This is a genomic window from Bacillus sp. JJ1562, assembly GCF_036962705.1.
In the GTDB taxonomy this organism is placed as follows: domain Bacteria; phylum Bacillota; class Bacilli; order Bacillales; family Bacillaceae_L; genus Ferdinandcohnia.
In genome coordinates this window covers 40,635-63,079 of sequence record NZ_JBALOQ010000004.1, presented here as the reverse complement: position 1 = coordinate 63,079, position 22,445 = coordinate 40,635, and the positions used below count along the sequence as shown (strand labels likewise).

Below are 22,445 nucleotides of genomic sequence, written 5' to 3'. Positions count from 1 at the left end.
TAGCTCTTTGTGCGGTTTCGCCAAATCCTTTTTCGTAAGATTATAGAATGATAGTAAGGAGAGGAAGAACAAAAATGGCAGATGTAGTTGGGAACAAAGCAGCAAAGAAATTTTTAGAGGATACTCCTTTTGCGAATAATGGTAGCTTTCATGTGAAGGGAGCAGCTAACTTAGATTGGGGAATGAAGGACCGATTATCAAGAATTTTTAATCCTAAAAGCCAAAAGACAGTCATGTTAGCTTTTGATCATGGCTATTTTATGGGGCCGACATCCGGCCTAGAAAGATTAGACATCCTTATTCCAAAATTAGCGAATTATGCTGATTGTTTAATGGGAACGAGAGGGGCAATCAGAAGTAGTGTCCCTCCAACATTCAATAAATCAATAGCGCTAAGGGCGTCATCAGGTTCAAGTGTATTGCAGGACGACCTAAGTCATGAATCAATGGTTGTTGATATTGAGGATGCAATTCGAATGAATGCTAGTGCTATCGCAATACAAACATTCATTGGTGCTGATGGACAGAAGGAAACGATCGAACAATTAAATAAAGCAGTCAATCTCGGAACGAGATATTCCATTCCAACCATGGGTGTTGTTGCTGTTGGAAAGGAGATGGAACGCACAAGCCAATTCTTCCTCTTAGCAACTAGAATGCTAGCAGAATTTGGTGTCCAAATTGTCAAAACCTATTATTGTGACGATTTTGAGAAGGTAGCCTCCGCTTGTCCTGTACCATTAGTAGTTGCCGGCGGAAAGAAAATTCCGGAAAAGGACGCACTTTCATTAGCATACAATTCCATCCAAGGTGGAGCAGCAGGAGTTGATATGGGAAGAAACATCTTCCAATCCGATTATCCTGAAGAAATGATTCAGGCTGTTGGTAAGGTTGTACATGAGGGATATACGGATAATGAAGCATATGAGTTTTACTTAGATTTAACGAATCCATAATTTTAGTGGAAAAGATTAATGGTAAAAAAGCTTCTGCCTGGAATATGGTAGGAGCTTCATTTTTTTTTCTTTCGAGATAATATTTTAACTTTTTCGATTAGTGCGGTATAATTCAAGTATATATTTCGAATTACGAAACATTTTTTAATATGGAAAGGGGAAATTTATGATGGCATTATTGCGAGCTGAGGTACCTGTTGAACAAACATGGAACTTAGATGATTTATTTGAAACAACCGAAGCATGGGAGAAGGAGCTTGCGTCAGTACAATCAGACATCGAAACGGTCACACAATTCAAGGGACGAGTTGGTGAAAGTGCAAAGACCTTATTTGACTGCCTAGTAGCAGATGATGCACTGTTGGAAAGAGTAATGCGTGTAATGAGCTATGCAGATTTGCATATGTCGGTGGATGGTACTAATTCTGTTTTTCAGGCGAACGCTGCTCGATCAGCATCCTTGATTTCAAATGTGAGAGAAAGCTTGTCATTTATAAAATCAGAGTTGCTTGAGCTAGATGCAGAAACGATTGATTCATACATAAAAGAGGAACAAGGCTTGGAGGAATTCCAAAAAACGTTAACAGATATCCTCGAAGCAAAGGAACATACCCTTTCACCGGATGCTGAGGAAGTATTAGCTGCTTTTGGTGAGGTAATGGATTCTCCATATATGATTTATCAAAGAAGCAAAACTTCTGATATGCAGTTTACTGCATTTACGACTGATGATGGAGTTGAGCATCCGCTTACCTTTAATTCATTTCCAAAATATGAGGACTCAGCAGATACTGAATTGCGTCGTCAGGCTTCTAAGGCTTTTGCTAAAACACTGAATAATTATAAAAACACATATGCGGCCACATATGCTACAGAGGTGAAAAAACAAGTTATTGAAGCGCGCTTACGTGGGTTTGAGTCTGTAACAGATATGCTATTAGATGAACAACAGGTTACTAAGGAAATGTACCAAAATCAGTTACATACGATTCAAACTGAACTAGCTCCACATATGAGACGACTTGCAAAATTAAAGCAACGCGTTTTGGGGCTTAAAAAAATGTATTACAGTGATTTGAAAGCACCACTTGATCCAGATTTTAACCCTGAGGTCACATATGAGGAAGCTTCAAAACTAGTTCTTGATGCCCTACAAGTTATGGGACCAGAATATATTGAAATCATGCAGGATGGAATTCAGAACAGGTGGGTCGACCTAGCGGATAATGTTGGGAAACGATCGGGTGCATTTTGCGCAAGCCCGTATGGCGCCCATCCGTATATTTTAATGACCTGGACTAACTCGATGCGAAATACATTTACACTTGCCCATGAATTAGGGCATGCGGGACACTTTGTGTTAGCGGGTCGCAATCAACGTATCTCAAATACTCGTCCTTCACGCTATTTTATTGAGGCGCCATCGACGATGAACGAGATGCTGCTCGGTAGACATATTCTTTCTCAGTCAAATGATGATCGAATGAAGCGCTGGGTTATTTTACAATCCTTAGGCACCTACTATCACAATTTTGTCACCCATATTCTTGAAGGTGAATTACAGCGACGTCTATATGAATTAGCTCACAATGGAACACCAATTACCGCACAACTTTTATGTGAACAAAAAACGGAGTTGCTTTCCACATTCTGGGGAGACGAAGTCGAAATGGATGATTTAGCTGCACTAACATGGATGCGCCAACCACATTATTATATGGGCTTATATCCGTATACATATTCCGCTGGTTTAACCGCTTCAACAGCAGCCTCCCAAATGATTCAAGAGGAAGGTCAACCCGCGGTAGAACGTTGGCTATCTGCATTAAAAGCGGGTGGAACACTGAAACCACTGGAGTTAATGAAGCTCGCTGGAGTCGATATGTCAACACCAGAACCAATTAAAAAGGCAGTTGCTTATGTTGGTTCATTGGTAGAAGAGCTTGAAAAAGGCTTTTAAGCGTGTAAAAATGGTTGCGTAACATAAACTAATAAAAGTTGAATTTTAAAGCTTGTGCAATGATTCATTTGATTACCTCTGTAGTACAATAATAGTAAAAGATTCAGATCATATAAAATGGGGGATCCACATGGATGAAATGGAAAAGCATTATTCGGAAGATAAATTTTGGGAAAAGCTTAAAAAGTTTGCATTAAGAGCTGGCCATTCCGTTGTATACACTGCGCTTTTGCTTTATTTTGTACTCCAAAAGCCTGATCTGCCTGCAAAAGCACGGGTTACGATTCTTGCAGCGTTAGGGTATTTTATTTTTCCGGTCGACCTCATTCCAGACCTCGCTGTAGGTATTGGGTTTACAGATGATCTGGGAGCTTTAGGTGTTGCGCTTTTCCAAGTGGCCATGCATATCGATGAAAATGTCAAAGCAAAAGCAAAAGCAAAGCTAGTCGATTGGTTTGGCGATGATGTCGATACCTCAGATGTAGATGAAAAACTTTAGATTGTCTAGAACTACCCTATTTCGCCTGGGGTAGTTCTTTTTTTAAAACGATGGAACGCGGCGTTTTTGGCTCATAATGTAGAAAACCTTTATTCTTGAGACGATCAAGATATGCCTTGATCGTGCTCGTTGAACTCACTGATGTACAAAGTCTTGAAAGCTCACGCATCGTCGGGGCTTTGCGGTGTTTCCTCATATATTTTTCAATTTGTTCTAGAATCTCTTGTTCGGTATACTCCATTCGCATTTGTAGTGTTCTAATTTGCAAATTTAACAACTCCTTTATTCCTCGGTACTGCTGCTGATAAGATGCTATCTATTTTAAAGGTTCTTTTTTTATTACGAAGTAAGCAATAGGCTTTGATTGTGGAATTCTGTATTTCCAAAACTTTAATTTGACGTTGTGTTAGAATCCCATTCTGAGACATATAGATGATTTCGATAGGTGTGTGCTGAAGCAGGGCACGTTGTAAAATCCAGCGCATGTAATCATCTCCTTTTTTATATTATATACGAACGTATATTCTATTATCAACAAAAATAAGAACATTTATTCGTGTTTTTGGTTAGGGATAGAGTGAGGAAGCCTGAAAGAGTAGTTTGCGGTACAAGCACAGGTGAAAAATTCGCAAGCATGTCCCGCAAGATTGGTTTCGCGGTACAAGCTCAAGCGGAAAATGCCGAAGCATGTCCCACAAGAGCGGCTAACGACAAAACACCAGGTTTATGTCCTGGTGTTTTTACGATTTTGTTGTAATGTTCGGAGTAGATTGTTGGGTGGGGTCTGCAATTCTTTTGCCCTGGATTCCTTTCGATTCCAGCAATTCAATGATTTTTTCAAGATGCTCTTCTTTTTCGACAACGATAAAATTGACAAATGGAAAAAGTCCTTTTACCTTAATCGTTAGCTTATAACCAAAATTCATGCGGTCATTGATACCATACAAATCGTGCCAACGCACAATTCGTTCGACTTCATATTCCTTGACTCGGCTGTATGAAAAATATCTTCCTTGCAGGATAATGCCTTTTGGCAATATAAATAAATTTCCACGGTGGCGAACGGCACTAATGATGGCAAAAAAGAAATACGCCATCGAGAAGAAGGATGACCCTAAGTAGTCTGTTGTAAGGATGACCAACAGTAATCCCAATAGGAGCACGGTTGCAGCAACGGTTCCCCATTTGACAAATTTATAAGACTTTGTTGATTTAGAGAGTGGTTCCATTTCCTTATACTCAGTAGGAATGAGAATCCCATGGAATTCCTCTTCCGTTTGCGGGAAAAGAGCCTCTTTAGAAAGATCGACAGCCTTTTTAATACTGATTCTGTACTGAATTAAATAATACACACCAAGTATATAAATGATTGTGAAAAAGATATTAAAAAACAAGTCATCACCCGCCTTAGATTTTATATTATGCTTTAGCTTTATTTTTTCATAAATATTGTCTTTTGAAAAGTAAAAAAGACCACGTCGACGTGGTCCTTCTTTTACTCAGCTTGTTTTGCATCTTCAACAATATGGAATAGTAGGTGGGCAAGATGATGAATTGGCCCATATTCTTGCTCTTCCTCTTCCGATTCTTCATCTGAGAACTCAAGATCATTGAGGTACAATGCCATAAATTCATAATAGTCTTTAAGCTCAAACTCGAAACAGTATGTAGGCTCTTCACTTTCTTCTTCATATTGTAGGGCAAGGTAATGTAAATTCCCCTCGGCATCTTCACCATCGAAAAAGACAAAAAAACCAATATTCGTATCAAGCTCAAATAGGTGTCGAGTACCACCTTCCGTTACTCGATTAAAATCCTCTTCTTCAAGAATATCGACTTTCATTGCTTCAACTGCATCTTCCTTATGAAACGAAACAGTAATTGATTTCATTCTAACACCTCCTTGGTATCTTCTTTATATTGTACTAAAAATGTGGAAAGTAAAGCAAAAATGAATTAATTGCATCAATTTTTAAGATTACTAGATTTTTAGGTATAGATAACAAAAACCGTGGCTATCCTTGTTAAAGAGGTGAGAGACGGATGAAGATGACAATTGCACTAATTCTATCGTTTGGAATACTAGCTGGATTTTTTTCAAATAATGAAGCCACTCAAGGGAATGATCTTGAAGAGATAAAAGTTCTTGCGGATAAGAATAACATTGAAATTTCAGCATGGATGGCTTTATCACGAGGCAAGGTTGGACAAGCAAATGATGTAAATGATATGAAAAATCAAATGGAACAATTCATGAGTAATCATGATTCATATAGCTGGAAAAAGGTTCTGGAAGAAGAAAATAGCCATTATGTATGGCAAGGGAAAAAAGAGAACGAACACGGCATTACAGAATCGATTAAGCTAAAAGCATATAAATCAGGTGAAAAGTACGAAATCGCAATTACCAATGAAGCAAAAGGCACAAAGCTTACCGCAGAGCAGATTAAATGGACTGGCGAATCCTTCAAGGATAGCAAAACATTTTATTCAATATCAGGTGTAATGAAGTCTAAGCAAAACCAATTAGATGAGGTTGCGAAAAAAATTGTTGAAGATGCACAAGCAGAAGTGGTGGAACAGCTTCAGGAAAAAGGTTTTGTTTCAATTTCAGCTTACTCGAAAGCTTTTGAATCTGAGTTAATGACGGCTAAGCAGGAAAAAATGAATCTGCAGGTTGGTTTAAGAGCTAGCGTAGAGAAAGATGAAATTGATGTGACGATTGGAACACCAATTATTACAACAGAATACTAAAAATAGACGGCTTGGAGAATCTCCAAGCCGTCTATTTTTATTTACAAAAACTTTACATAATCTTATCGTTCCAAAGAAAGTCCACACTTTATAATATAAATAGACACCATGTTAAAGGCGCATTTGATTTTATACAAAAGGTAGGAGCCCATGAAGACAAACCATTTACGTAATTTAATACAATTTATTGCTTTTTTAAAAAAGAAAAGGGCCGCATTATACCAAGAATACAAACGGGATGAAGAAATAAAGATACTCATGCATAAATCAAAAGTAAAAACAATGTTTCAACCAATACTCTCACTTGAGGAAGGCGCTACTGAGGGCTTTGAAATATTGAATAGACCAGAAAGCACAGTGCATTTTCCAACAACTGAAACCTTTTATGACTATGTAGGGGAGAGCTCTTATGTAGTGATGGTAGAACAGTTCTTACGAAATATTTCGATTGAACGATTTGCAGAGCAGGTAAAAAAACAAAATGAGTGTAGAAATCCGCTTGTGTTTCTTAACATCCAAACACAGGTATTGGCAGACCCCTATTGGCGGAGTGGGATCACGATGGAATTGCTTGAAAAACATAATCTATCCCCAAACCAAATTGTATTAGAGTTAACAGAAAAACAGTCTGTCAAAAACTATAATCAATTTAAAGAATTGATCGGGCATTATCGACAGCAGGGCTTTCGAATAGCGGTTGATGATGCGGGGACTGGATATAATAGCTTACAGACACTTGTATACCTTAAGCCTGAATTTATTAAGCTTGATAAGTCACTTATACGTAATATTCACTGTCATCGAGAAAACCAGCACCTAGTTAAGCTTTTAGTAAAATATGCGATGCAGGTAGGAACGAAAATTATCGCTGAAGGCATTGAAACAGATGATGAGCTTGAGTTTTTGAAAAATATAGGTGTACACATGGGGCAGGGGTTTGCACTTGGAAGACCAATGCCCGAACTCCAACAAGGAAGCATGCCTAAAGTAAATCTACATCCACAATTAGCATTAACTTTATAAAAGAGAAGACCCTTGTTTTAATCAAGAGTCTTCTCTTTTGTTTCCTCTTCAAAATCGTCTAAGGTAAGATAGATGCTATGTTTTATAGTCTTGCAGTAGCTTTTTACTTTTGCTGATTCCAAGCTCAATTGTTCGAGGGATGTAATGGGTCTTTTTCTATTTTGAATGACTGCAATTGAGATACTTGCCAAAGGTAATTGTTCGAAGACACCCTGCCTACTCACTCCAGATACATATCCTTTTACAAGATCCTCCTGTGAATAGAAAATCTTTAGTGAGTCAGTAAACCCTGCAATAATGCTTTCGCATAAGGATTGATAGTGATGGTGCGGTATAGTTGCAATAAAATCGTCTCCACCAATATGTCCAATGAAGGAGGGCTCATTCTCGGTGGTCATGATGGCATCAGTAAGGATCATGGCTGTTTCTTTAATTAATTCGTCACCCTTTGAAAATCCGTATGTATCATTAAAGGCTTTAAAGGAATCAATATCAATATATAACACACTGAATCTTTTATATGTAAGTATTTCTTGCAATGTTTCTTTGATTACATTGTTACCGGGTAATCCGGTTAATGGGTTAGAGTAGCGTGCATTTCTTATCTGAATTTCCGCGAGTTTCATAATTAGTTCCCGAATACTAACTGTTCCAAATAAAGCATTTTCCTTTGTGACAATTACGACATCATATAAATGCTCTAATTTTCGATTCATTGCAAGAGAACTTACTTCCGTTAAAGATAAACTATAATCCACAATTAAAATTTCCTGGTCCATGACTAGATCAATTGTTCGTTTCATAAAAAGGTCAAATCCATATTTGATGGAAAGCCTTTGAAAAAAGTGTGTTTTCATTACCAACCCTACTGGTTGTCGGTCCGAGCAAACAACGATTCCCTCAATGGCAGTCTCTTTTTCAAATATCGAATATACTTCCTCGCATTTTGTAGAAGGAGACACAATGAGACTCTCTTTTGCTATTTCTCCTATCACAATGTCCATTAACAGTCCATCTCCTATACTATTATTTTTTCTAGATGCAACTCCTAAATAGGAATAGAGAAATAATACCAATTACCTATAAATAGATTATCAGTCTCCTATTAATAATTTAATGTAACAACGTTAATGTTTTGTAAATAAAGCATTAATTATTAATTTTTTGTCAATAAAAATAAAGTTTGTGCTGACTTATCTTCATTAAGAGGGATAAGTACATTTTTATGATTTTTTAAAATTGTATGTTAAATTAAGATAATAAAACTTCGATGAGAGGATGAACTAAATGTCACTTGAGAGTGTAAAAGAGCATTTTAAAAAATGGAATCGTGAAAGGGATGTTATGGAGTTTGATACAGTGAGTGCAACCGTTGATCAGGCTGCTGAAACAATCGGTGTTGCTCCCGAGCGAATTGCAAAGACACTTTCTTTCCGTGGAGAAGGGGATGCAGCCATTTTAGTGGTGGCAGCGGGTGATGCGAAGATCGATAATAAAAAATTCCGTCATACCTTTGGATTTAAGGCAAGAATGCTGTCTGCTGAAGAAGTAGTTGAGCAAACGGGGCACGTGATTGGCGGTGTTTGTCCGTTCGGACTGGCAAACAAACTTGATGTTTACTTGGACGAGTCCCTGAAGCGTTTTTCAACGGTGTTTCCTGCGTGTGGCAGCGTTAACTCTGCAATTGAATTAACCTGTGATGAGCTTTTCCAATATTCCGATGCAAAGGAATGGGTCGATGTATGCAAAGGCTGGGAGATTGAAGAGACTACCGAAAAGATTGCGGTACATAAAGAATAATGTGAAAAGGTATACTTGAAGAATGATTTTCAACCTTTAATGGAACAAAAATAACCCAACAAACATATTCTGCTATGTAAGCCCAGAAATTTAGAATCAAAATAAGCAACAGGAGGGTTACAGATGTTTCATGCAAGGTTGGTTCAATATACATTAGGAAATGGACAGAGGTTAATCGCAGAGAAGCTAACAAAAGAATTTGACAGAGTAAGTAGAGGCCTAATGGGATTTAGAGGGAATGTCTATTTTTTTGATGATTCCTCTGGTGAATATAGAGTAGTAAACTATTGGGATACGAAGCAAGATGCCGAGGCAGCCCAAAGGGTAATCTCTCCAAAATTAGAAAAAGTGTTAGAGAAGTATACAGATGAAAAGCCTACTTATCGAATCTTTGAAATATTTGATGCAATTGACGATGAAGAAATCATTTCATCTCATACAATTACTAAATGAAAAAGAGCTTGAAATCCAAGCTCTTTTTCTTATTCCACTAAACCAATTGATTTTAATCCGTTGAACACTCCGGAATTCTCTACATCAGTCGTTTTGTATTTCGCATAGGAAAATAAATCGGGATTAGCATTCCCCATTGCAAATCCATGGCCAACCGATGACAGCATTTCTTTATCATTCATGCCATCCCCGAATGCTGCTGCTTGTTCAGGCGAAAGTTGGAGCACAGCCAATACCGATTTAACAGCAACCCCTTTGTTGACTTTTTCACGAATCACATCGCGACAGTTTTTCATGCCTTCCACATTTACAGAAGAAAGATGAATTTCATTAATATGTTCAAATTTCTTCTCTGCGTGTTCTTGGGTTGTAATGATTGTTGAACCCAAAATTTCATCTTTTTGCGTTTCTTTGTACAGTGCATTTTTTCTCAAATGAAAGGTCTTAATGAAATCTTTTACAATCTCTGATTCCATGCTAGTGAAGATATTTTTGTTTTGCGAGTACAGAACAATATCAAAATTATTTTCTTGTGTTGTTTTTAATAGGCTGTCGACTAAACTAGGTGGAAGAGGTTCGTTAAAGAGGGTTTCGCCGCGATGAATGGCAAACGCCCCATTGTATGCGATATAGGATGTAATCGTAAGGTCATCGCCAATATCCGTAATTTCATGAAGCGGTCTACCAGTTGCTAGAAACACCTCAATCCCTTTTTCCTTAAGCTGGGCAACCGCGTTTTTAGTCGATGGCTCGATTGTATCGTCCGGTCGTAAAATCGTTCCATCTATATCAAGAAAGACAATTTTTATATCAGGCATTTATTTTCTCCTTTTTATATTAGTATACCATGTTAGTGAAACCTGATTGCGTGTTTATTCGTATATGTAAGTATGAAGGAGGGAGCGGACATGCGAACGAAATTTGGTAGTCTTATTTTTTTACTAGTATTTTTATTTGTTTTTCCGATTCAAGGATTTGCGGTTGATTATTGGATCAATGATGTAAAAATGGATGCGTACTTGCAGGGGGATGGGACTGTCAACGTAACCGAGACCCAGATATACGAATTTGACGGTGAGTTTAACGGGATAACCCGGACAGTTATACCGAAAGAGGGTAGTTCGATAAAGGACTTTTCTGCTACTGAAAATGGAACCGAATTGCAAGTGGAAAAGGAAGATGACCTCTATAAAATCCATCGTAAGGGGAAGGACGAGATCATTACTGTCACACTCACCTACACGATTATTAATGGGATAGAGATCTATGAGGATGTAGCCCAATTTTATTGGCCGTTTTTTGATAACAGGAATGAATCAACCTATGAAAATCTAGTCATTACAGTTCACCCACCTCAATCAACGAGTGATACGATTGCATTTGGATATGATGAGGCATTTCAAAAGGAAACAGTTCAATCTGATGGCTCGGTTGTCTTTCATTTTGGAGAGGTCCCAAGTGAAACAAATGGTGATATTCGAGTTGCGTATCCTGTTGAATTATTTTCAGGAGCAAACTATGTCACAGCCGGTAAGCAGATGAAAGAGGAAATTTTAAATGACAAGAATGAGTTATTGGCAAAAGCGCAGGAAAGAGCTGAAACGAAAGAAGTTCTTTCGAAAGTAGCGATATTCTTAGTTCCGATTTTTACGTTAGTCTTTTTCATTTTGATTATTCGAAATCGGATGGAGGGCAGAGCGAAACTTGCAGCGATAAAAGGGGAAATGGCAAATCCAGGTGCACTCCCAAAACAGGTGTTGAGCTTGCCGGCAACCATAGTCTTTACAAATCATAACTATCTTCCTCAAGGACAGGGGATGGCAGCGGCTTTATTAGATTTAGTGAGAAAGAAGTTAGTGAGACAGGTTTCTGATGAAGAGTTTCAGCTCGTCGACCAGGCAAGAGCGTTGCCACATGAAAGGATTTTGATTGAGTGGTTATTTGAAAAAATCGGCCAAAATGGCGAGTTTAGTTTTTCAGACCTAACAACCTATTCGACGGATAAGAAAAACTCTGAAAAATACTCAGGCTTTCAAATGAAATGGGGAGAGGCTGTCCGGAATGAGGTGAAGGAACACCATCTCTTTGAGGATAAGTCCAAATTCAAATTATTTCTCGGATTATCAAGCATCGTGCTAGTTCCATTTTCATTCTTGTTCCCAATGTATGATTTATTTGTATGGTTTATATTAACGTTGATTTTGTTTGGCGGAATCATTGTTTATTTGATTGCCTACCGTCCGAAAAATATAGAAGGCTTGCGGATTTACCATGAGTGGTTATTGTTTAAAGATAGTTATAAAACATTGTCACTCGATGAGTGGAAAAACTGGTCTGAGGATGACCAGATGCGTGCCTACATTTACGGGCTAGGCATAGGAGACAAAGGAATGATGAGGCAAAATGAGGATCTGATATTTGCCCTTAACAAACCTTATCGGTACGAAAGCGCTGGTTTTTACCCGTATTCCGTGTATTCTTTTGGGTATGTTGGACCAAACGCATCTGCCCAATTTGAATCTGCGAATGAGTCGATTGGCAGCGGCAGCACCAGTTCTAGTAGCAGCAGTGGCGGTGGAACTGGTGGCGGCGGAGGCGGATCAGGGGCTTTTTAGTTGGTTGAAATTGGTGTAAGTATGCGTCTGAAGGGTTTTTAGAGATAAAAATAGCTCTGAAAAGTCTTTCATAAATTGGATGAAGGACGCTTAGTAAGAATAATAGCTCCGAAAAGTTCTTCATAAGCCGGATGAAGGACGTTTAGCAAGAATAATAGCATCGAAAAGTCCTTCATAAGCTGGATGAAGGACGTTTAGCAAGAATAATAGCATCGAAAAGTCCTTCATAAGCTGGATGAAGGACTTTTAGCAAGAATAATGGCTTCGAAAAGTCTTTCATAAGCTGGATGAAGGACTTTTAGCAAGAATAATGGCTTCGAAAAGTCTTTCATAAGCCAAATGAAAGATGTTTAGCAATAATAATAGAGTCGAAAAGTCCTTCATAAAAAAAGCGGCAGTTCAGGCTGTCGCTTTAACTATCCTTAATACAGTTTCCCCTGGCGGTGCAAGACGGTCGAAAGTCTCATCACTGAGTGAATATAACAATTTTGTCTCAATGTGAATGAATCACCGAAAAATGCTGGTAAAATTGAATCTAGTGTTCCTTTCATTTTCTTAAACAACTGACTAAAAACCTCTTCCTCGGTATAAAATTGAGTTTCTCGACCCTGCAGCCACTCTAAGTAGGACACGATAACCCCACCAGCATTTGCGAGAATGTCCGGGATAACGAGGATACCTTTCTTACTTAAGAAATCGTCTGCGTCCTTTGTAATAGGGGCATTCGCACCTTCGACAATAATCCGTGCTTTAATTTTATCCATATTGTCTGTACGAATTTGATCCTCTAAAGCAGCAAGGATGAGACCATCCACATCGAGGTAAAGAATTGCCTCTCTATCTAGAACTTCTGCCTTTACTCCCGCGATAGTCAACTCCTCGTCTGATACAGGGAGATCTCCTTTGTTTCCTTTTGTGAATTTTACAAGGGATGGAATATTTAAACCGTCCATATTAAATAATGTAACATTCCGGTCGCTAACCGCCACAACCTTATTTTGCAGATAAGAACACTGATACGCTTCTAAAGCCGTAACCGAACCAACGTTTCCAAAGCCCTGAACTGCAAGCTTCATTGGTTTATTTTCAAATTCTGCAACTATTTTTGCTAAGTTGTTAGCGGATGAATTAAGAAAGCCTTTTTGATTCTGAAGAAAATCATGAAACAGATAACGGAAGGTAAAATATACACCTTTCCCAGTTGCTTCACGTCTTCCTAATGAACCGCCATTGACCACACTCTTTCCGGTAAAACTCCCACGATATGGCGTACCAGGTCGGATGCTTTTATATTCAGCCATCATCCAGTCCATCTCACGTTCGCCTGAACCCACATCTGGTGCTGGGATATCCTTATCTGGACCAAGACTATCGGCAAAGTACCGAACATATTTTTTACAAATGAGATGAAGTTCTTTTTCAGATAGTGTTCTAGGATTGATAACGAGACCACCTTTTCCACCACCAAAGGGAACGTCATGAAGGGCATTTTTTAACGTCATCAAGGATGCAAGATTAATTACTTCATCCTCATTAACTGTTTCGTGGAAACGGATCCCACCCTTATAAGGGCCTAATGCATTATTATGCTGAACGCGGTAGGCTGGAATTCGAACCACCTGACCATTTTCTAACGGGATTCTTAAAAAAGACTTATGGACATGATTTGGGGTTGATAGTATGGAGGCTAATGAGGTAAATGCTTGCTCCCGGGTTTCCCCTGTTAATTCCGGAATAAATGTGTCGTCTTTCATTAATGCGTCTAATGATTTTTCAACAATCTGCTTTGTTTTATTCAATTCTATTCCTCCTTGTTGAAAGCGTTGTTATTATTAATTGTAACATATTGGATGGTAATTTGCGGGGAGCAAGGATTGCTAAAGCTTAAATTGCAATTATTTAAAAGCTCATGGTTTAAAACTTACAAAATAAAGGAAAATAACGAAATGGAGGGATTTAGGTGAATTTTATTATTATTGGTGGAGATGCAGCGGGTATGAGTGCTGCTATGCAAATTGTACGGAATAGTTCAGAACACTCGATTACAGTCCTTGAAAAAGGAGGTATCTATTCATATGGTCAATGCGGTTTGCCATATGTAATAGGAGGGAAAATTGAGTCAACAGATCAAGTGATTGCAAGAACAAAAAAGGAATTTCAAGAGAAGTATGGAATTGATGCAAGAGTTTTTCATGAAGTGAAAAGCATTGATGCGAAACAAAAGGTTGTAAGGGGAAATAACCTTTCTACCGGGGAAACCTTCGAACTAGCCTATGACCGATTGCTTATTGCAACAGGCGCAAGTCCGGTAGTGCCAAACTGGGAAGGAAGCTCTTTACAAGGGATATTCACATTGAAGACAATACCTGATACAGAAGAAATTTTAGATTATTTATACAAAGGTTTCCGTGATGTCAAAGATGTAACAATCATCGGTGGTGGTTATATCGGGCTTGAAATGGCTGAAAGCTTTGCGGAATTAGGTAAAACGGTCACAATCATTGAAAGAAATAATCAGCTAGCTGGAATTTTTGATCGAGAGCTTGCTGAACTCATTCACGATGAAGCAAAAAAGCAAAAGGTCCAGCTAAGGTTTGAAGAGTCTGTTGAAGGGTTTGGCGGGGGTACATTTGTTGAGTATGTAAAAACAGATAAAGGTGAAATAAAGACGGATTTAGTATTGGTTGCTGTTGGAGTTAAACCAAATACAGCCTTTACTAAGGATACTGGAATTGTATCCGGTGTAAAGGGAGCAATCCAAGTAAATTCATATATGCAAACAAATGTGGAGGATATTTTTGCTGCCGGTGACTGTGCGACACAGTTTCACAGAATTAAGGAGCGGGATGATTATATTCCCCTCGGTACTCACGCTAACAAACAGGGACAAATTGCGGGATTAAATATGATCAATTTACATAAAACCTTTAAAGGGATTGTAGGGGCATCGATAATTAAATTTTTTGATTTAACGCTTGGTCGCACCGGACTTTCAGAAAAAGAAGCGCAAAGGTTGAATATACCAGCTGCTTCTGTAACAATCCGTGCAAGAGACATTGCGGGCTATTATCCGGATGCTACAAAGATGACTGTGAAATTGGTCTATCATAAAGAAACTCACAAGCTCCTTGGTGGACAGATCATTGGTGAAAATGGTGTAGATAAACGGATTGATGTGCTGTCAACTTCTCTTTTTCACAAGATGACAATTAAGGAATTATTAGACTTAGACTTAGCGTATGCACCTCCATACAATGGAGTTTGGGACCCTATTCAACAGGCAGCAAGAAGAGTTAGGTGAGGGAGGTGAGGCCATATTCCATGTTCCACCAATGTCCTCATTACCCACTTTTAAGGCTCTTTTTTGTTTGCACTTCTTTATGTATTCAAATATGATAATACATATCAGAATAATGGGGAATTAGAGGGGTGTAAAATGTCTAAAAAAATATATATTATCCATGAAAATGATGAGTGGACTGTTCATTTAACAAAACGTTTAGATGAACTGCAACTTCCATATGAGGCTTGGCATCTTGATAAGGGGATTATTGATTTAACGTCAGAGCCACCCGAGGGTGTGTTCTACAATCGAATGAGTGCCTCCTCACATACAAGGGACCACCGCTTTGCACCCGAGTTGACGGGGGGGATTTTAGACTGGCTTGAGTTCCATAATAGAACTGTTTTTAATGGGAGTAATGCATTGCGATTAGAGCTTAGTAAAGTAAAACAATACACTGCACTTGAGGCAAATGGGATTCGCACTCCGAAAACGATTGGGGCAGTTGGGCGCGAGCAAATCATTGAAGCAGCCAAAAAACTAGAGACAACACCTTTTATCACAAAACATAATCGGGCAGGGAAAGGGCTTGGCGTTCAATTATTTCAATCTGTGGAATCGTTGAAAACATACGTGAATAGTCCTGCATTCGAAGAGCCCGTTGACGGGATTACGCTCATTCAAGAGTATATCCAATCACCAGAATCCTATATTACACGAGCTGAATTTGTTGGCGGTAAATATGTGTATTCTGTACGGGTTGATACGTCAGAAGGGTTTGAGTTATGCCCTGCGGATGCTTGCCAGATTGGAGATCTATTTTGCCCTGTTGGGGAAGAGGTAGAAGTGCGTCCAAAATTCGAAATCATAGAAGATATTGATCCAGAATTGATAGCGCGATATGAAGCTTTTCTAAAAGCTGTTAAAATCGATGTAGCTGGCATAGAATTTGTGAAAAATGCCGCTGGTGAAGTTTTCACCTATGATGTCAACACAAACACAAACTACAATTCCGATGCCGAAGCAAAAACAGGCAAATACGGAATGCTTGAACTCGCAAAGTTTCTTGGGAATGCACTGTAGGGACCACGGGGACGGTTCCTGCGGTCCCTTTTGTCTCTAAGATGATGAGAAATACAAGATTAAAGGGTAGCATAATCGCTACCCTTTATGTGTTTTCACCGTATAGAATTTAAATAGAATAAACGCGACAGCTGACAGGAATATACCTGAAATATAAGGTAATCCGACTGAGACTGTGTAGAGCAAGCCACCTAAAATAGGTCCTAGGATTCTTCCAAGTGAATCGAAGGAAGAAAGTAGCCCTGTGACACCTCCATGTCCAGTTTTGGTACGCTTTGTTAATAAAGCTGAAACCGCAGGACGAATGACGCCATTACCGACTCCAAAAACTGTCAAGAAAATCGCAGCCGTAAGGAAATCCTTCGTATATAGAATAAGGAAGAAACCTAAGGCTGATACGAAAATTCCAATCTGGATTACAAAGCCTTCACCAAAGCGTTTTGTCAATCTTCCAACTAGCCCACCTTGAACGATCGCTCCAGCAAGACCCATAATCATAAAAATATATCCGAGATCAGTTGTCCCTAATCCAGCTTTTTCCGCGGCATAGTAGGCAAAGGTAGCCTCAAGACCTGAGAGGGATAATGTGATAAATAGAGAAAGGAAAAACAGAACAGATTCCGGACCGTTCAGCGCTTTTAAGAGGCCCTTTCTACTTCTATCTGTTTGGTGTCGTTCCTCTTTTGGTAATGATTCTTTAAGAACTAAAATCACCAAGAAAAAAGTAAGTAAGGATAAGATTCCAGCTATGTAAAAAGGCATCTGTAAGTCAGTTCTTGAAAAAATACCGCCAATTGCTGGTCCAAAAACAAATCCGAGACCAATCGATGCACCAATAACTCCCATTCCTTTGCCACGATCTTCCTCAGACGTAATATCAGCAGCATACGCCATAACAGTTGGCATATTTGCGGCTGAAAGGAAGCCCCCAATGATTCTAGCCCCAAAAAGCATCCATAGCTCTGTAGATAGGGCCATTAAAAAGAACGAAACCGCAAGGCCAAATATCCCGATCATCATTACAGGCTTACGACCAATCCGATCGGAAATTCTGCCCCACATTGGTGCAAATAAGAATTGCATCAATGAATAGACAGCCATGAGTAGTCCTAATTCAGTTGGTGAAGCACCTAAGTCTTCTGCATAAAAGGGTATAACCGGTATAATGATTCCGAACCCGACATAAACCAAAAACATAACTGCAAATAAAATAGGTAACGCTTTTTTTGTATCCAAAATGTGTCACTCCAGTTTGATAGCTTACCTTCCTATAATAAATTAAATGAAAGCAATTTGCGAGTCATCTTGTAAAAGCATCAAATAATTGCCATAAAAAAAGCATCTTCGAGTGAAGATGCTTTTCCAAAGGGCTTGTCCATTACATTATACGTTTTACACGTCCGTTAAATGTATTCTTCCAATATCCAGAAGTCATATCAGCAATCGCTACACCTGTAGAGGATTGAGAGCCGATAAATTTACCTCCACCAATGTAAATTCCAACGTGTCCATCTGTTTTATACGTATTAAAGAATACTAGGTCACCAGGTTTCATATCACTAACTGAAACAGCTGTACCTTGGTTTTTTAATGCATCAGTGCTAGCTCCCACACTTACACCAGCTTGGGCAAATGCCCAGTGTACGAAACCAGAGCAGTCAAATAATCCGTTCGCAATATCAGAAGAGTTTCTTCCGCCACCGAATTTATATGCAGAATTCCCAATGTATTTATATCCTGCATTAATAACTGTGCTAATTGAACCTGACACCTTTGGTGTTGAGGTTGGGACTGCAGCTACAGTAGCAGCTGATGTTGCAGTGGCAGTATCTGCTGTATTGTTAACGACCGGTGTAGCAGCAAGCATACTAGCACGAAGGTCTTCAATATCTGCTAATGTTTTTTGCTCTTTTGATTGTAAGGCAGCCTTTAAAGCGTCGTTTTGAGCCTTTTGGTCTTCAATTTGACCCTGCATTGCTACCAATTCTTCTTTTTTGCTTTGTAAAGCAGTCAATGTTTCTTGAATCGTGTCTTGTTTCTCTTTTACTAGATTGATAGCATTTGCTTGATCGTCGATAATTTTTTGATCAGCTTGCATAATTGTAGAAACTGCACTTACGCGGTTGATAAAATCAGAAAAGCTTTGTGCACCAAAAATTACATCCAAGTAGCTGATTGTTGTTCCACCAGATTCCTGCATCATGCGAGCACGCTCTTTAAGAATCTCATTACGAGCTTCAATTTCTTTTTCAAGTTGGTCAATCTCAGCTTGAAGAGTATGTACTTGCTCCTCAGACTTTTTGATGTCAGCTTCTGTTTGAGCGATCAATTTACGATTTTCTTCGATCGCATTATCTACTTTTGCAATTTGAGCATTTATTTCTTTCAAAGCATTTTGTGTTTCAGAAAGATCACTTTGAAGGGAGCTCATCGATTCAGCACTGGTCGATATTACATATGGAGAAAAGGCACTTATCATTAAAGTGGCACTTAAAGTTACGAGTGTCTTTTTCAAGAAAATTCCTACTTTCTTACTAATCTATTTAGTCTATACTGTAATATTTTATTTTCTTATATTATCATATATTTCTATAAAATTCTCCATTTGTCGCGAAATTGTTACATTTTGTTAATATTGTAATGTTTCAAACCCTAATAAAATCAATGATTGCAATAAAGGAGCCACCATATAATGTCGAAATATATTTGTAATAAAAGAGGTATTTTTTGGAATAATTAAGTAAGAAATTCCCTACTAAAGTAGGATAGGGGGATATTAGCCCTAATAGGGGAATAGGGTTGTAAAAACAGGCGCTGATATTTTAATATTTTCCAAGTTGGCCTATCCTTTATTAAAAGTATTTTGTGCAAAGAAGTTACTTTTTGGCATAATTAATATATGAAGACTGAAAAAAAGAAAGGTCGTACATAAAATGAATTTTTCACAATTGAAGGGGATTATAGAGTCTTATGCAATTGCGACTCTTGGGGGCATGTTGTTCCATTTTTTGCAATTTCCGATTCCCTGGATACTCGGACCAATAACATTTGTGATTTTTTACAAAGCGATAACTCATCGAACAATGACTATGTCATCACGGTTGTATAACGTTGGACTTGCAACACTAGGAATCTACTTTGGATTATCTTTTACAAAGGAAACCTTTGTTACAGTATACCCTTACATTATCCCGTTTTTAATAACGACAATTTTGCTACTAACAGTTAGTGTGGTAAATAGTATTTTTGTGACCAGATTTATAAAAATTGATCCGATGACTAGTGTGTTTGGCTCGATTCCTGGAGGACTTTCTGAAATGGTAGCGGCAAGCCACTCATTACAAGCAAATTCAGCAATGGTTACAATTTTTCAAACGGTTCGTTTGTTAACGGTTGTATTTATGGTTCCGTTCATTGTGACCCATTGGTTCATTGCGAGTTCAGGATATGCATATGAAGTAACAAAAAATTTAAGCAATGTGCCAATCTACGCATATGTATGGTTTGGATTAGCTCTATTTGCGGGGTGGCTCCTTCGAAATAAGCTGCCAGCTGCTTTTGTCATCGGCCCACTTGCAGTTACGGCAATTCTTGGTGTAGTGGGAGTAGGGTTGCCAAGTATTCCGCCATGGTTTTTAATTCTTGCACAAATTACGGTTGGATTGAGAATGGGAAATAATATCAACTTAAGAGATTTAAAGCTTGGCGGAAAGTATTGCGGGGTATACTTTTTACTGACAATTTTATTAGTTGGTATTTCGTTTGGATTAGGATATATTTTTGCTGCGTTCTCAGATTTAGATTTACCGACTGCCATCCTAAGTTTGGCACCAGGTGGGCTAGTAGAGATGGTCTTAACTGCTACAGCCATCGGAGCAGATCCAGCCGTGGTAAGTTCGCTACAGCTCATACGTCTTTTATTCATCATATTAATCGTACCAAGCTTCTTAAAATGGATGTTTAACTTTAATCAGCAGAAGTCCCATGCTTCTACTGAATAAAGTTAAAGCCTCCGGCGGATGCCACGATTTTTTAAAGGAAGCTTTTCGAGCAAACTCGAAAAAAATCGGGCGCAAATACGCCAGGGCGCATTTGATTATAGAGGAAAAAGCAGCCGCCTGTTGAAATGGGGGATTCAAACAAACATTTGAATGAAGTTGAGAACCCTTAAGTATCAAGGGCTGCACTTTAAACAAACGTTTGATTGAAAGACGAAATGAATCTGTTTATTATGTAAGCAAAAATTAGAACAAACGCTTGATTGAAATTTGAAACCCTTGGGCGCCAACGGATAGACCGCTAAACAAACGTTTGATTGAAAAATATTATGTCAACTAAAATAGAGTATTGATGTTTTTTGAACTCATCAAAAACTATCGGGGAACTAGTGTCTTTACTCTCCTAATAACTGGTTGGTGGGGTATCTCCAGAAGGCCTGGATAGTAATCAATATCCTGAAAACTGGTATGTGAGAATCTTCGAACGGTTTTCGAGCACTATTAAAATCCTAATTATTGGAATATGAGGTTTCTCCAGAAAAAGTAGAGAGTCACTAAAATCCTAAAAACTGGTATTCTAGCTTCTCGGAAAAGTGTTCGAGCACTGTCAATATCCTAATACATGGGTGGGGGTATCTTCGGAAGGATTCTAATAATGAAAAAATGAAAATGCCACTAGGGGTGTCCCAGTGGCAAAACTTATTAGGGATAAATTAAGCTCCCCATTCCTCTTTTGAAGGACCGTAAACACCAGGTACCTGCAATCCAGCTTGACGCATGAGGATTGTCATTTGTCCGCGATGGTGAATTTGGTGGGTGTTCATCATTCCAAGCAACACAGCAGCAGGCATTTGTTGACCAAACACCTCTTTGATTTCCTTCAATGTTCCATCATTCCATTGTGCTTTGATTGCAGAAACTAAGTTCTCGCTCGTTGAACGATAGCTATCTGCAATTTCTTTCGCACTAGTAGGTACTTCCTCGCCATGAGCACCTTCAAACTCTAATCCAGCCTGTGAAAGAAATAGATGGAGTGAAGTCACAACATGCCATGTAAGTTCGCCTAATGTACGATGACCAGGTGCCACTGATTGTGATAATGATTCATCCGTTAAAGCGTCAAGAATTTTTTGGGTTCCGCTGCTTTCATAATTCCAGTCTTGCAAAAATTCATCAAGTGTATGGTACATATGTATTCCTCCTAAAAAATGTGATTACTACCATTATACTTCATGCTCAATTAAAAACCATTTTAAACGTTTTCAATGATATTTTTAGAAGGTGATGTTTTATCATTCGATTCCTTGTAAAATAGAATAGGATACTAGATTTAGACAATAAAGGATGTTGACGTGTGAAGGATATAACAAATGGCTCACTCTTGGATGTGATTGGGGAATTGTTCTCCGACGAAATTTCAATAGCGGTTTCCAATACAAAGGAATATATCTATTATCGACCAAGTAAACGAATTGATCTAAAAATAAAACCCGGTGATGAGGTAAAAGAGGGAACCATTGCCTATAAAGCGATTACCTCCAAACAAAAAGCTTCCGAATTTATCAATCGGGATGTGTTTGGCATTCCTTATCATGGAATGGCGGTACCCTTTTTTCATGGTAATGAGCTAGAGGGATGTGTAACGGCAATCTATCCAGCATTAACAGATGGAAAATCAGTTGTGACCGTGAAATCTCCAGATGGCTGGGTTCCCATCCCGTTTGCAGATTGTTTATATCTAGAGGCAAAAGATAAAAAGACGCATGTGTACACAACAGATTTCTCGGGAACACATAAGTATTCACTGCAGGAATTCGAATATACATTACCCAAAGACTTTTTTATCCGATGCCACCGTTCGTTTATCGTGAACGTCAATCAAATAAAAGAAATTCACCCTGATACACATTCTACGTTCGTGTTAGAAATGAAAAATGGAGCACGAGTCCCAGTCAGCCAAAACTATTCCAGTTATTTTCGAAAACTGTTGGGTTTCTAATTTTATAGAAAAAGAACAATTC

General features: G+C 38.5%; 23 protein-coding genes. 13 read left to right on the top strand and 10 right to left on the bottom strand.

What is annotated here, in order from left to right; all coding sequences use genetic code 11:
• Window positions 1-74: 74 nt before the first annotated feature.
• From lsrF to V7097_RS02995, 3 genes are all read left to right on the top strand, one after another.
• On the top strand, window positions 75-956 hold the full coding sequence (gene lsrF / locus V7097_RS03005; protein WP_335702110.1) for a 3-hydroxy-5-phosphonooxypentane-2,4-dione thiolase: 882 nt from the start codon (window positions 75-77) through the stop codon (window positions 954-956).
• 169 nt (window positions 957-1,125) lie between these two features.
• A complete protein-coding gene (gene pepF / locus V7097_RS03000; protein ID WP_335702109.1) occupies window positions 1,126-2,916 on the top strand; it encodes an oligoendopeptidase F in 1,791 nt (596 codons plus the stop codon).
• 139 nt (window positions 2,917-3,055) lie between these two features.
• On the top strand, window positions 3,056-3,415 hold the full coding sequence (locus V7097_RS02995) for a YkvA family protein (RefSeq protein WP_438824188.1): 360 nt from the start codon (window positions 3,056-3,058) through the stop codon (window positions 3,413-3,415).
• 16 nt (window positions 3,416-3,431) lie between these two features.
• Here the strand turns inward: V7097_RS02995 and V7097_RS02990 are convergent, their stop codons facing one another.
• Complete coding sequence (locus V7097_RS02990) at window positions 3,432-3,683, bottom strand: LexA family protein (RefSeq protein ID WP_335702107.1); 252 nt, start codon at window positions 3,681-3,683, stop codon at window positions 3,432-3,434.
• Entirely contained in the window at window positions 3,673-3,900 is a 228-nt protein-coding gene (locus tag V7097_RS02985) for a hypothetical protein (RefSeq protein WP_335702106.1), read from the bottom strand. Before V7097_RS02985 ends, V7097_RS02990 begins: the two co-directional genes overlap by 11 nt.
• 92 nt (window positions 3,901-3,992) lie before the next feature.
• On the opposite strand from V7097_RS02985, the gene V7097_RS02980 reads away from it, so the two are divergent.
• Window positions 3,993-4,172: a hypothetical protein gene (locus tag V7097_RS02980; protein ID WP_335702105.1), complete on the top strand. Its 180-nt coding sequence runs from the start codon at window positions 3,993-3,995 to the stop codon at window positions 4,170-4,172.
• Here the strand turns inward: V7097_RS02980 and V7097_RS02975 are convergent.
• Window positions 4,156-4,809, bottom strand: coding sequence for a hypothetical protein (locus tag V7097_RS02975; protein WP_335702104.1), 654 nt, complete (start codon window positions 4,807-4,809; stop codon window positions 4,156-4,158). The genes V7097_RS02980 and V7097_RS02975 overlap by 17 nt on opposite strands.
• A 101-nt stretch (window positions 4,810-4,910) precedes the next feature.
• Window positions 4,911-5,306 (bottom strand): cytosolic protein, encoded by a 396-nt coding sequence (locus tag V7097_RS02970; RefSeq protein WP_335702103.1) that lies wholly within the window; start codon window positions 5,304-5,306, stop codon window positions 4,911-4,913.
• 152 nt (window positions 5,307-5,458) lie between these two features.
• Between V7097_RS02970 and V7097_RS02965 the strand changes: the two genes are divergently transcribed.
• Together V7097_RS02965 and V7097_RS02960 are read left to right on the top strand one after the other, a co-directional pair.
• Complete coding sequence (locus tag V7097_RS02965) at window positions 5,459-6,169, top strand: YwmB family TATA-box binding protein (protein ID WP_335702102.1); 711 nt, start codon at window positions 5,459-5,461, stop codon at window positions 6,167-6,169.
• Between the two features lie 150 nt (window positions 6,170-6,319).
• A complete protein-coding gene (locus tag V7097_RS02960) occupies window positions 6,320-7,192 on the top strand; it encodes an EAL domain-containing protein (protein WP_335702101.1) in 873 nt (290 codons plus the stop codon).
• 17 nt (window positions 7,193-7,209) lie between these two features.
• Here the strand turns inward: V7097_RS02960 and V7097_RS02955 are convergent, their stop codons facing one another.
• Entirely contained in the window at window positions 7,210-8,196 is a 987-nt protein-coding gene (locus V7097_RS02955) for a GGDEF domain-containing protein (RefSeq protein ID WP_335702100.1), read from the bottom strand.
• A gap of 283 nt (window positions 8,197-8,479) precedes the next feature.
• Here V7097_RS02955 and V7097_RS02950 point away from each other — a divergent pair, with 283 nt between their 5' ends.
• Window positions 8,480-8,992, top strand: coding sequence for a YbaK/EbsC family protein (locus V7097_RS02950; RefSeq protein WP_335702099.1), 513 nt, complete (start codon window positions 8,480-8,482; stop codon window positions 8,990-8,992).
• Window positions 8,993-9,115: 123 nt separating this feature from the next.
• Window positions 9,116-9,445 carry a hypothetical protein gene (locus V7097_RS02945; protein ID WP_335702098.1) on the top strand — a complete coding sequence of 110 codons (330 nt, stop codon included), beginning with the start codon at window positions 9,116-9,118 and terminating at the stop codon, window positions 9,443-9,445.
• 29 nt (window positions 9,446-9,474) lie between these two features.
• Here the strand turns inward: V7097_RS02945 and V7097_RS02940 are convergent, their stop codons facing one another.
• Entirely contained in the window at window positions 9,475-10,263 is a 789-nt protein-coding gene (locus V7097_RS02940; RefSeq protein ID WP_335702097.1) for an HAD family hydrolase, read from the bottom strand.
• 90 nt (window positions 10,264-10,353) lie between these two features.
• Between V7097_RS02940 and V7097_RS02935 the strand changes: the two genes are divergently transcribed.
• Window positions 10,354-12,060 carry a DUF2207 domain-containing protein gene (locus tag V7097_RS02935; protein WP_335702096.1) on the top strand — a complete coding sequence of 569 codons (1,707 nt, stop codon included), beginning with the start codon at window positions 10,354-10,356 and terminating at the stop codon, window positions 12,058-12,060.
• Between the two features lie 422 nt (window positions 12,061-12,482).
• Here the strand turns inward: V7097_RS02935 and V7097_RS02930 are convergent, their stop codons facing one another.
• Entirely contained in the window at window positions 12,483-13,859 is a 1,377-nt protein-coding gene (locus V7097_RS02930; protein ID WP_335702095.1) for a Glu/Leu/Phe/Val family dehydrogenase, read from the bottom strand.
• Between the two features lie 161 nt (window positions 13,860-14,020).
• Here V7097_RS02930 and V7097_RS02925 point away from each other — a divergent pair, with 161 nt between their 5' ends.
• Together V7097_RS02925 and V7097_RS02920 are read left to right on the top strand one after the other, a co-directional pair.
• Complete coding sequence (locus V7097_RS02925) at window positions 14,021-15,361, top strand: CoA-disulfide reductase (RefSeq protein WP_335702094.1); 1,341 nt, start codon at window positions 14,021-14,023, stop codon at window positions 15,359-15,361.
• Between the two features lie 135 nt (window positions 15,362-15,496).
• Entirely contained in the window at window positions 15,497-16,426 is a 930-nt protein-coding gene (locus tag V7097_RS02920; RefSeq protein WP_335702093.1) for an ATP-grasp domain-containing protein, read from the top strand.
• Window positions 16,427-16,504: 78 nt separating this feature from the next.
• Here the strand turns inward: V7097_RS02920 and V7097_RS02915 are convergent, their stop codons facing one another.
• Together V7097_RS02915 and V7097_RS02910 are read right to left on the bottom strand one after the other, a co-directional pair.
• The gene (locus V7097_RS02915) at window positions 16,505-17,662 is read right to left on the bottom strand and encodes an MFS transporter (protein WP_335702092.1); all 1,158 of its coding nucleotides are present in this window, start codon (window positions 17,660-17,662) and stop codon (window positions 16,505-16,507) included.
• A 142-nt stretch (window positions 17,663-17,804) separates the two neighbouring features.
• Window positions 17,805-18,941 (bottom strand): coiled-coil domain-containing protein, encoded by a 1,137-nt coding sequence (locus tag V7097_RS02910; protein WP_335702091.1) that lies wholly within the window; start codon window positions 18,939-18,941, stop codon window positions 17,805-17,807.
• Window positions 18,942-19,359: 418 nt separating this feature from the next.
• Here V7097_RS02910 and V7097_RS02905 point away from each other — a divergent pair, with 418 nt between their 5' ends.
• On the top strand, window positions 19,360-20,427 hold the full coding sequence (locus V7097_RS02905; RefSeq protein WP_335702090.1) for an AbrB family transcriptional regulator: 1,068 nt from the start codon (window positions 19,360-19,362) through the stop codon (window positions 20,425-20,427).
• 710 nt (window positions 20,428-21,137) lie between these two features.
• On the opposite strand, the gene V7097_RS02900 is transcribed toward V7097_RS02905, so the two are convergent.
• Complete coding sequence (locus tag V7097_RS02900) at window positions 21,138-21,614, bottom strand: DinB family protein (RefSeq protein ID WP_335702089.1); 477 nt, start codon at window positions 21,612-21,614, stop codon at window positions 21,138-21,140.
• A gap of 164 nt (window positions 21,615-21,778) precedes the next feature.
• Between V7097_RS02900 and V7097_RS02895 the strand changes: the two genes are divergently transcribed.
• Window positions 21,779-22,423 (top strand): LytTR family DNA-binding domain-containing protein, encoded by a 645-nt coding sequence (locus V7097_RS02895; protein WP_335702088.1) that lies wholly within the window; start codon window positions 21,779-21,781, stop codon window positions 22,421-22,423.
• The last annotated feature ends 22 nt before the right edge of the window (window positions 22,424-22,445 follow it).

Excerpts from the sequence above, each read along its gene's own strand:
- lsrF (WP_335702110.1), top strand. The coding sequence starts at position 75 with ATGGCAGATGTAGTTGGGAACAAAGCAGCAAAGAAATTTTTAGAGGAT.
- pepF (WP_335702109.1), top strand. The coding sequence starts at position 1,126 with ATGGCATTATTGCGAGCTGAGGTACCTGTTGAACAAACATGGAACTTA.
- V7097_RS02995 (WP_438824188.1), top strand. The coding sequence starts at position 3,056 with ATGGAAAAGCATTATTCGGAAGATAAATTTTGGGAAAAGCTTAAAAAG.
- V7097_RS02985 (WP_335702106.1), bottom strand. The coding sequence starts at position 3,900 with ATGCGCTGGATTTTACAACGTGCCCTGCTTCAGCACACACCTATCGAA.
- V7097_RS02970 (WP_335702103.1), bottom strand. The coding sequence starts at position 5,306 with ATGAAATCAATTACTGTTTCGTTTCATAAGGAAGATGCAGTTGAAGCA.
- V7097_RS02965 (WP_335702102.1), top strand. The coding sequence starts at position 5,459 with ATGAAGATGACAATTGCACTAATTCTATCGTTTGGAATACTAGCTGGA.
- V7097_RS02960 (WP_335702101.1), top strand. The coding sequence starts at position 6,320 with ATGAAGACAAACCATTTACGTAATTTAATACAATTTATTGCTTTTTTA.
- V7097_RS02955 (WP_335702100.1), bottom strand. The coding sequence starts at position 8,196 with ATGGACATTGTGATAGGAGAAATAGCAAAAGAGAGTCTCATTGTGTCT.
- V7097_RS02950 (WP_335702099.1), top strand. The coding sequence starts at position 8,480 with ATGTCACTTGAGAGTGTAAAAGAGCATTTTAAAAAATGGAATCGTGAA.
- V7097_RS02945 (WP_335702098.1), top strand. The coding sequence starts at position 9,116 with ATGTTTCATGCAAGGTTGGTTCAATATACATTAGGAAATGGACAGAGG.
- V7097_RS02940 (WP_335702097.1), bottom strand. The coding sequence starts at position 10,263 with ATGCCTGATATAAAAATTGTCTTTCTTGATATAGATGGAACGATTTTA.
- V7097_RS02935 (WP_335702096.1), top strand. The coding sequence starts at position 10,354 with ATGCGAACGAAATTTGGTAGTCTTATTTTTTTACTAGTATTTTTATTT.
- V7097_RS02920 (WP_335702093.1), top strand. The coding sequence starts at position 15,497 with ATGTCTAAAAAAATATATATTATCCATGAAAATGATGAGTGGACTGTT.
- V7097_RS02905 (WP_335702090.1), top strand. The coding sequence starts at position 19,360 with ATGAATTTTTCACAATTGAAGGGGATTATAGAGTCTTATGCAATTGCG.
- V7097_RS02900 (WP_335702089.1), bottom strand. The coding sequence starts at position 21,614 with ATGTACCATACACTTGATGAATTTTTGCAAGACTGGAATTATGAAAGC.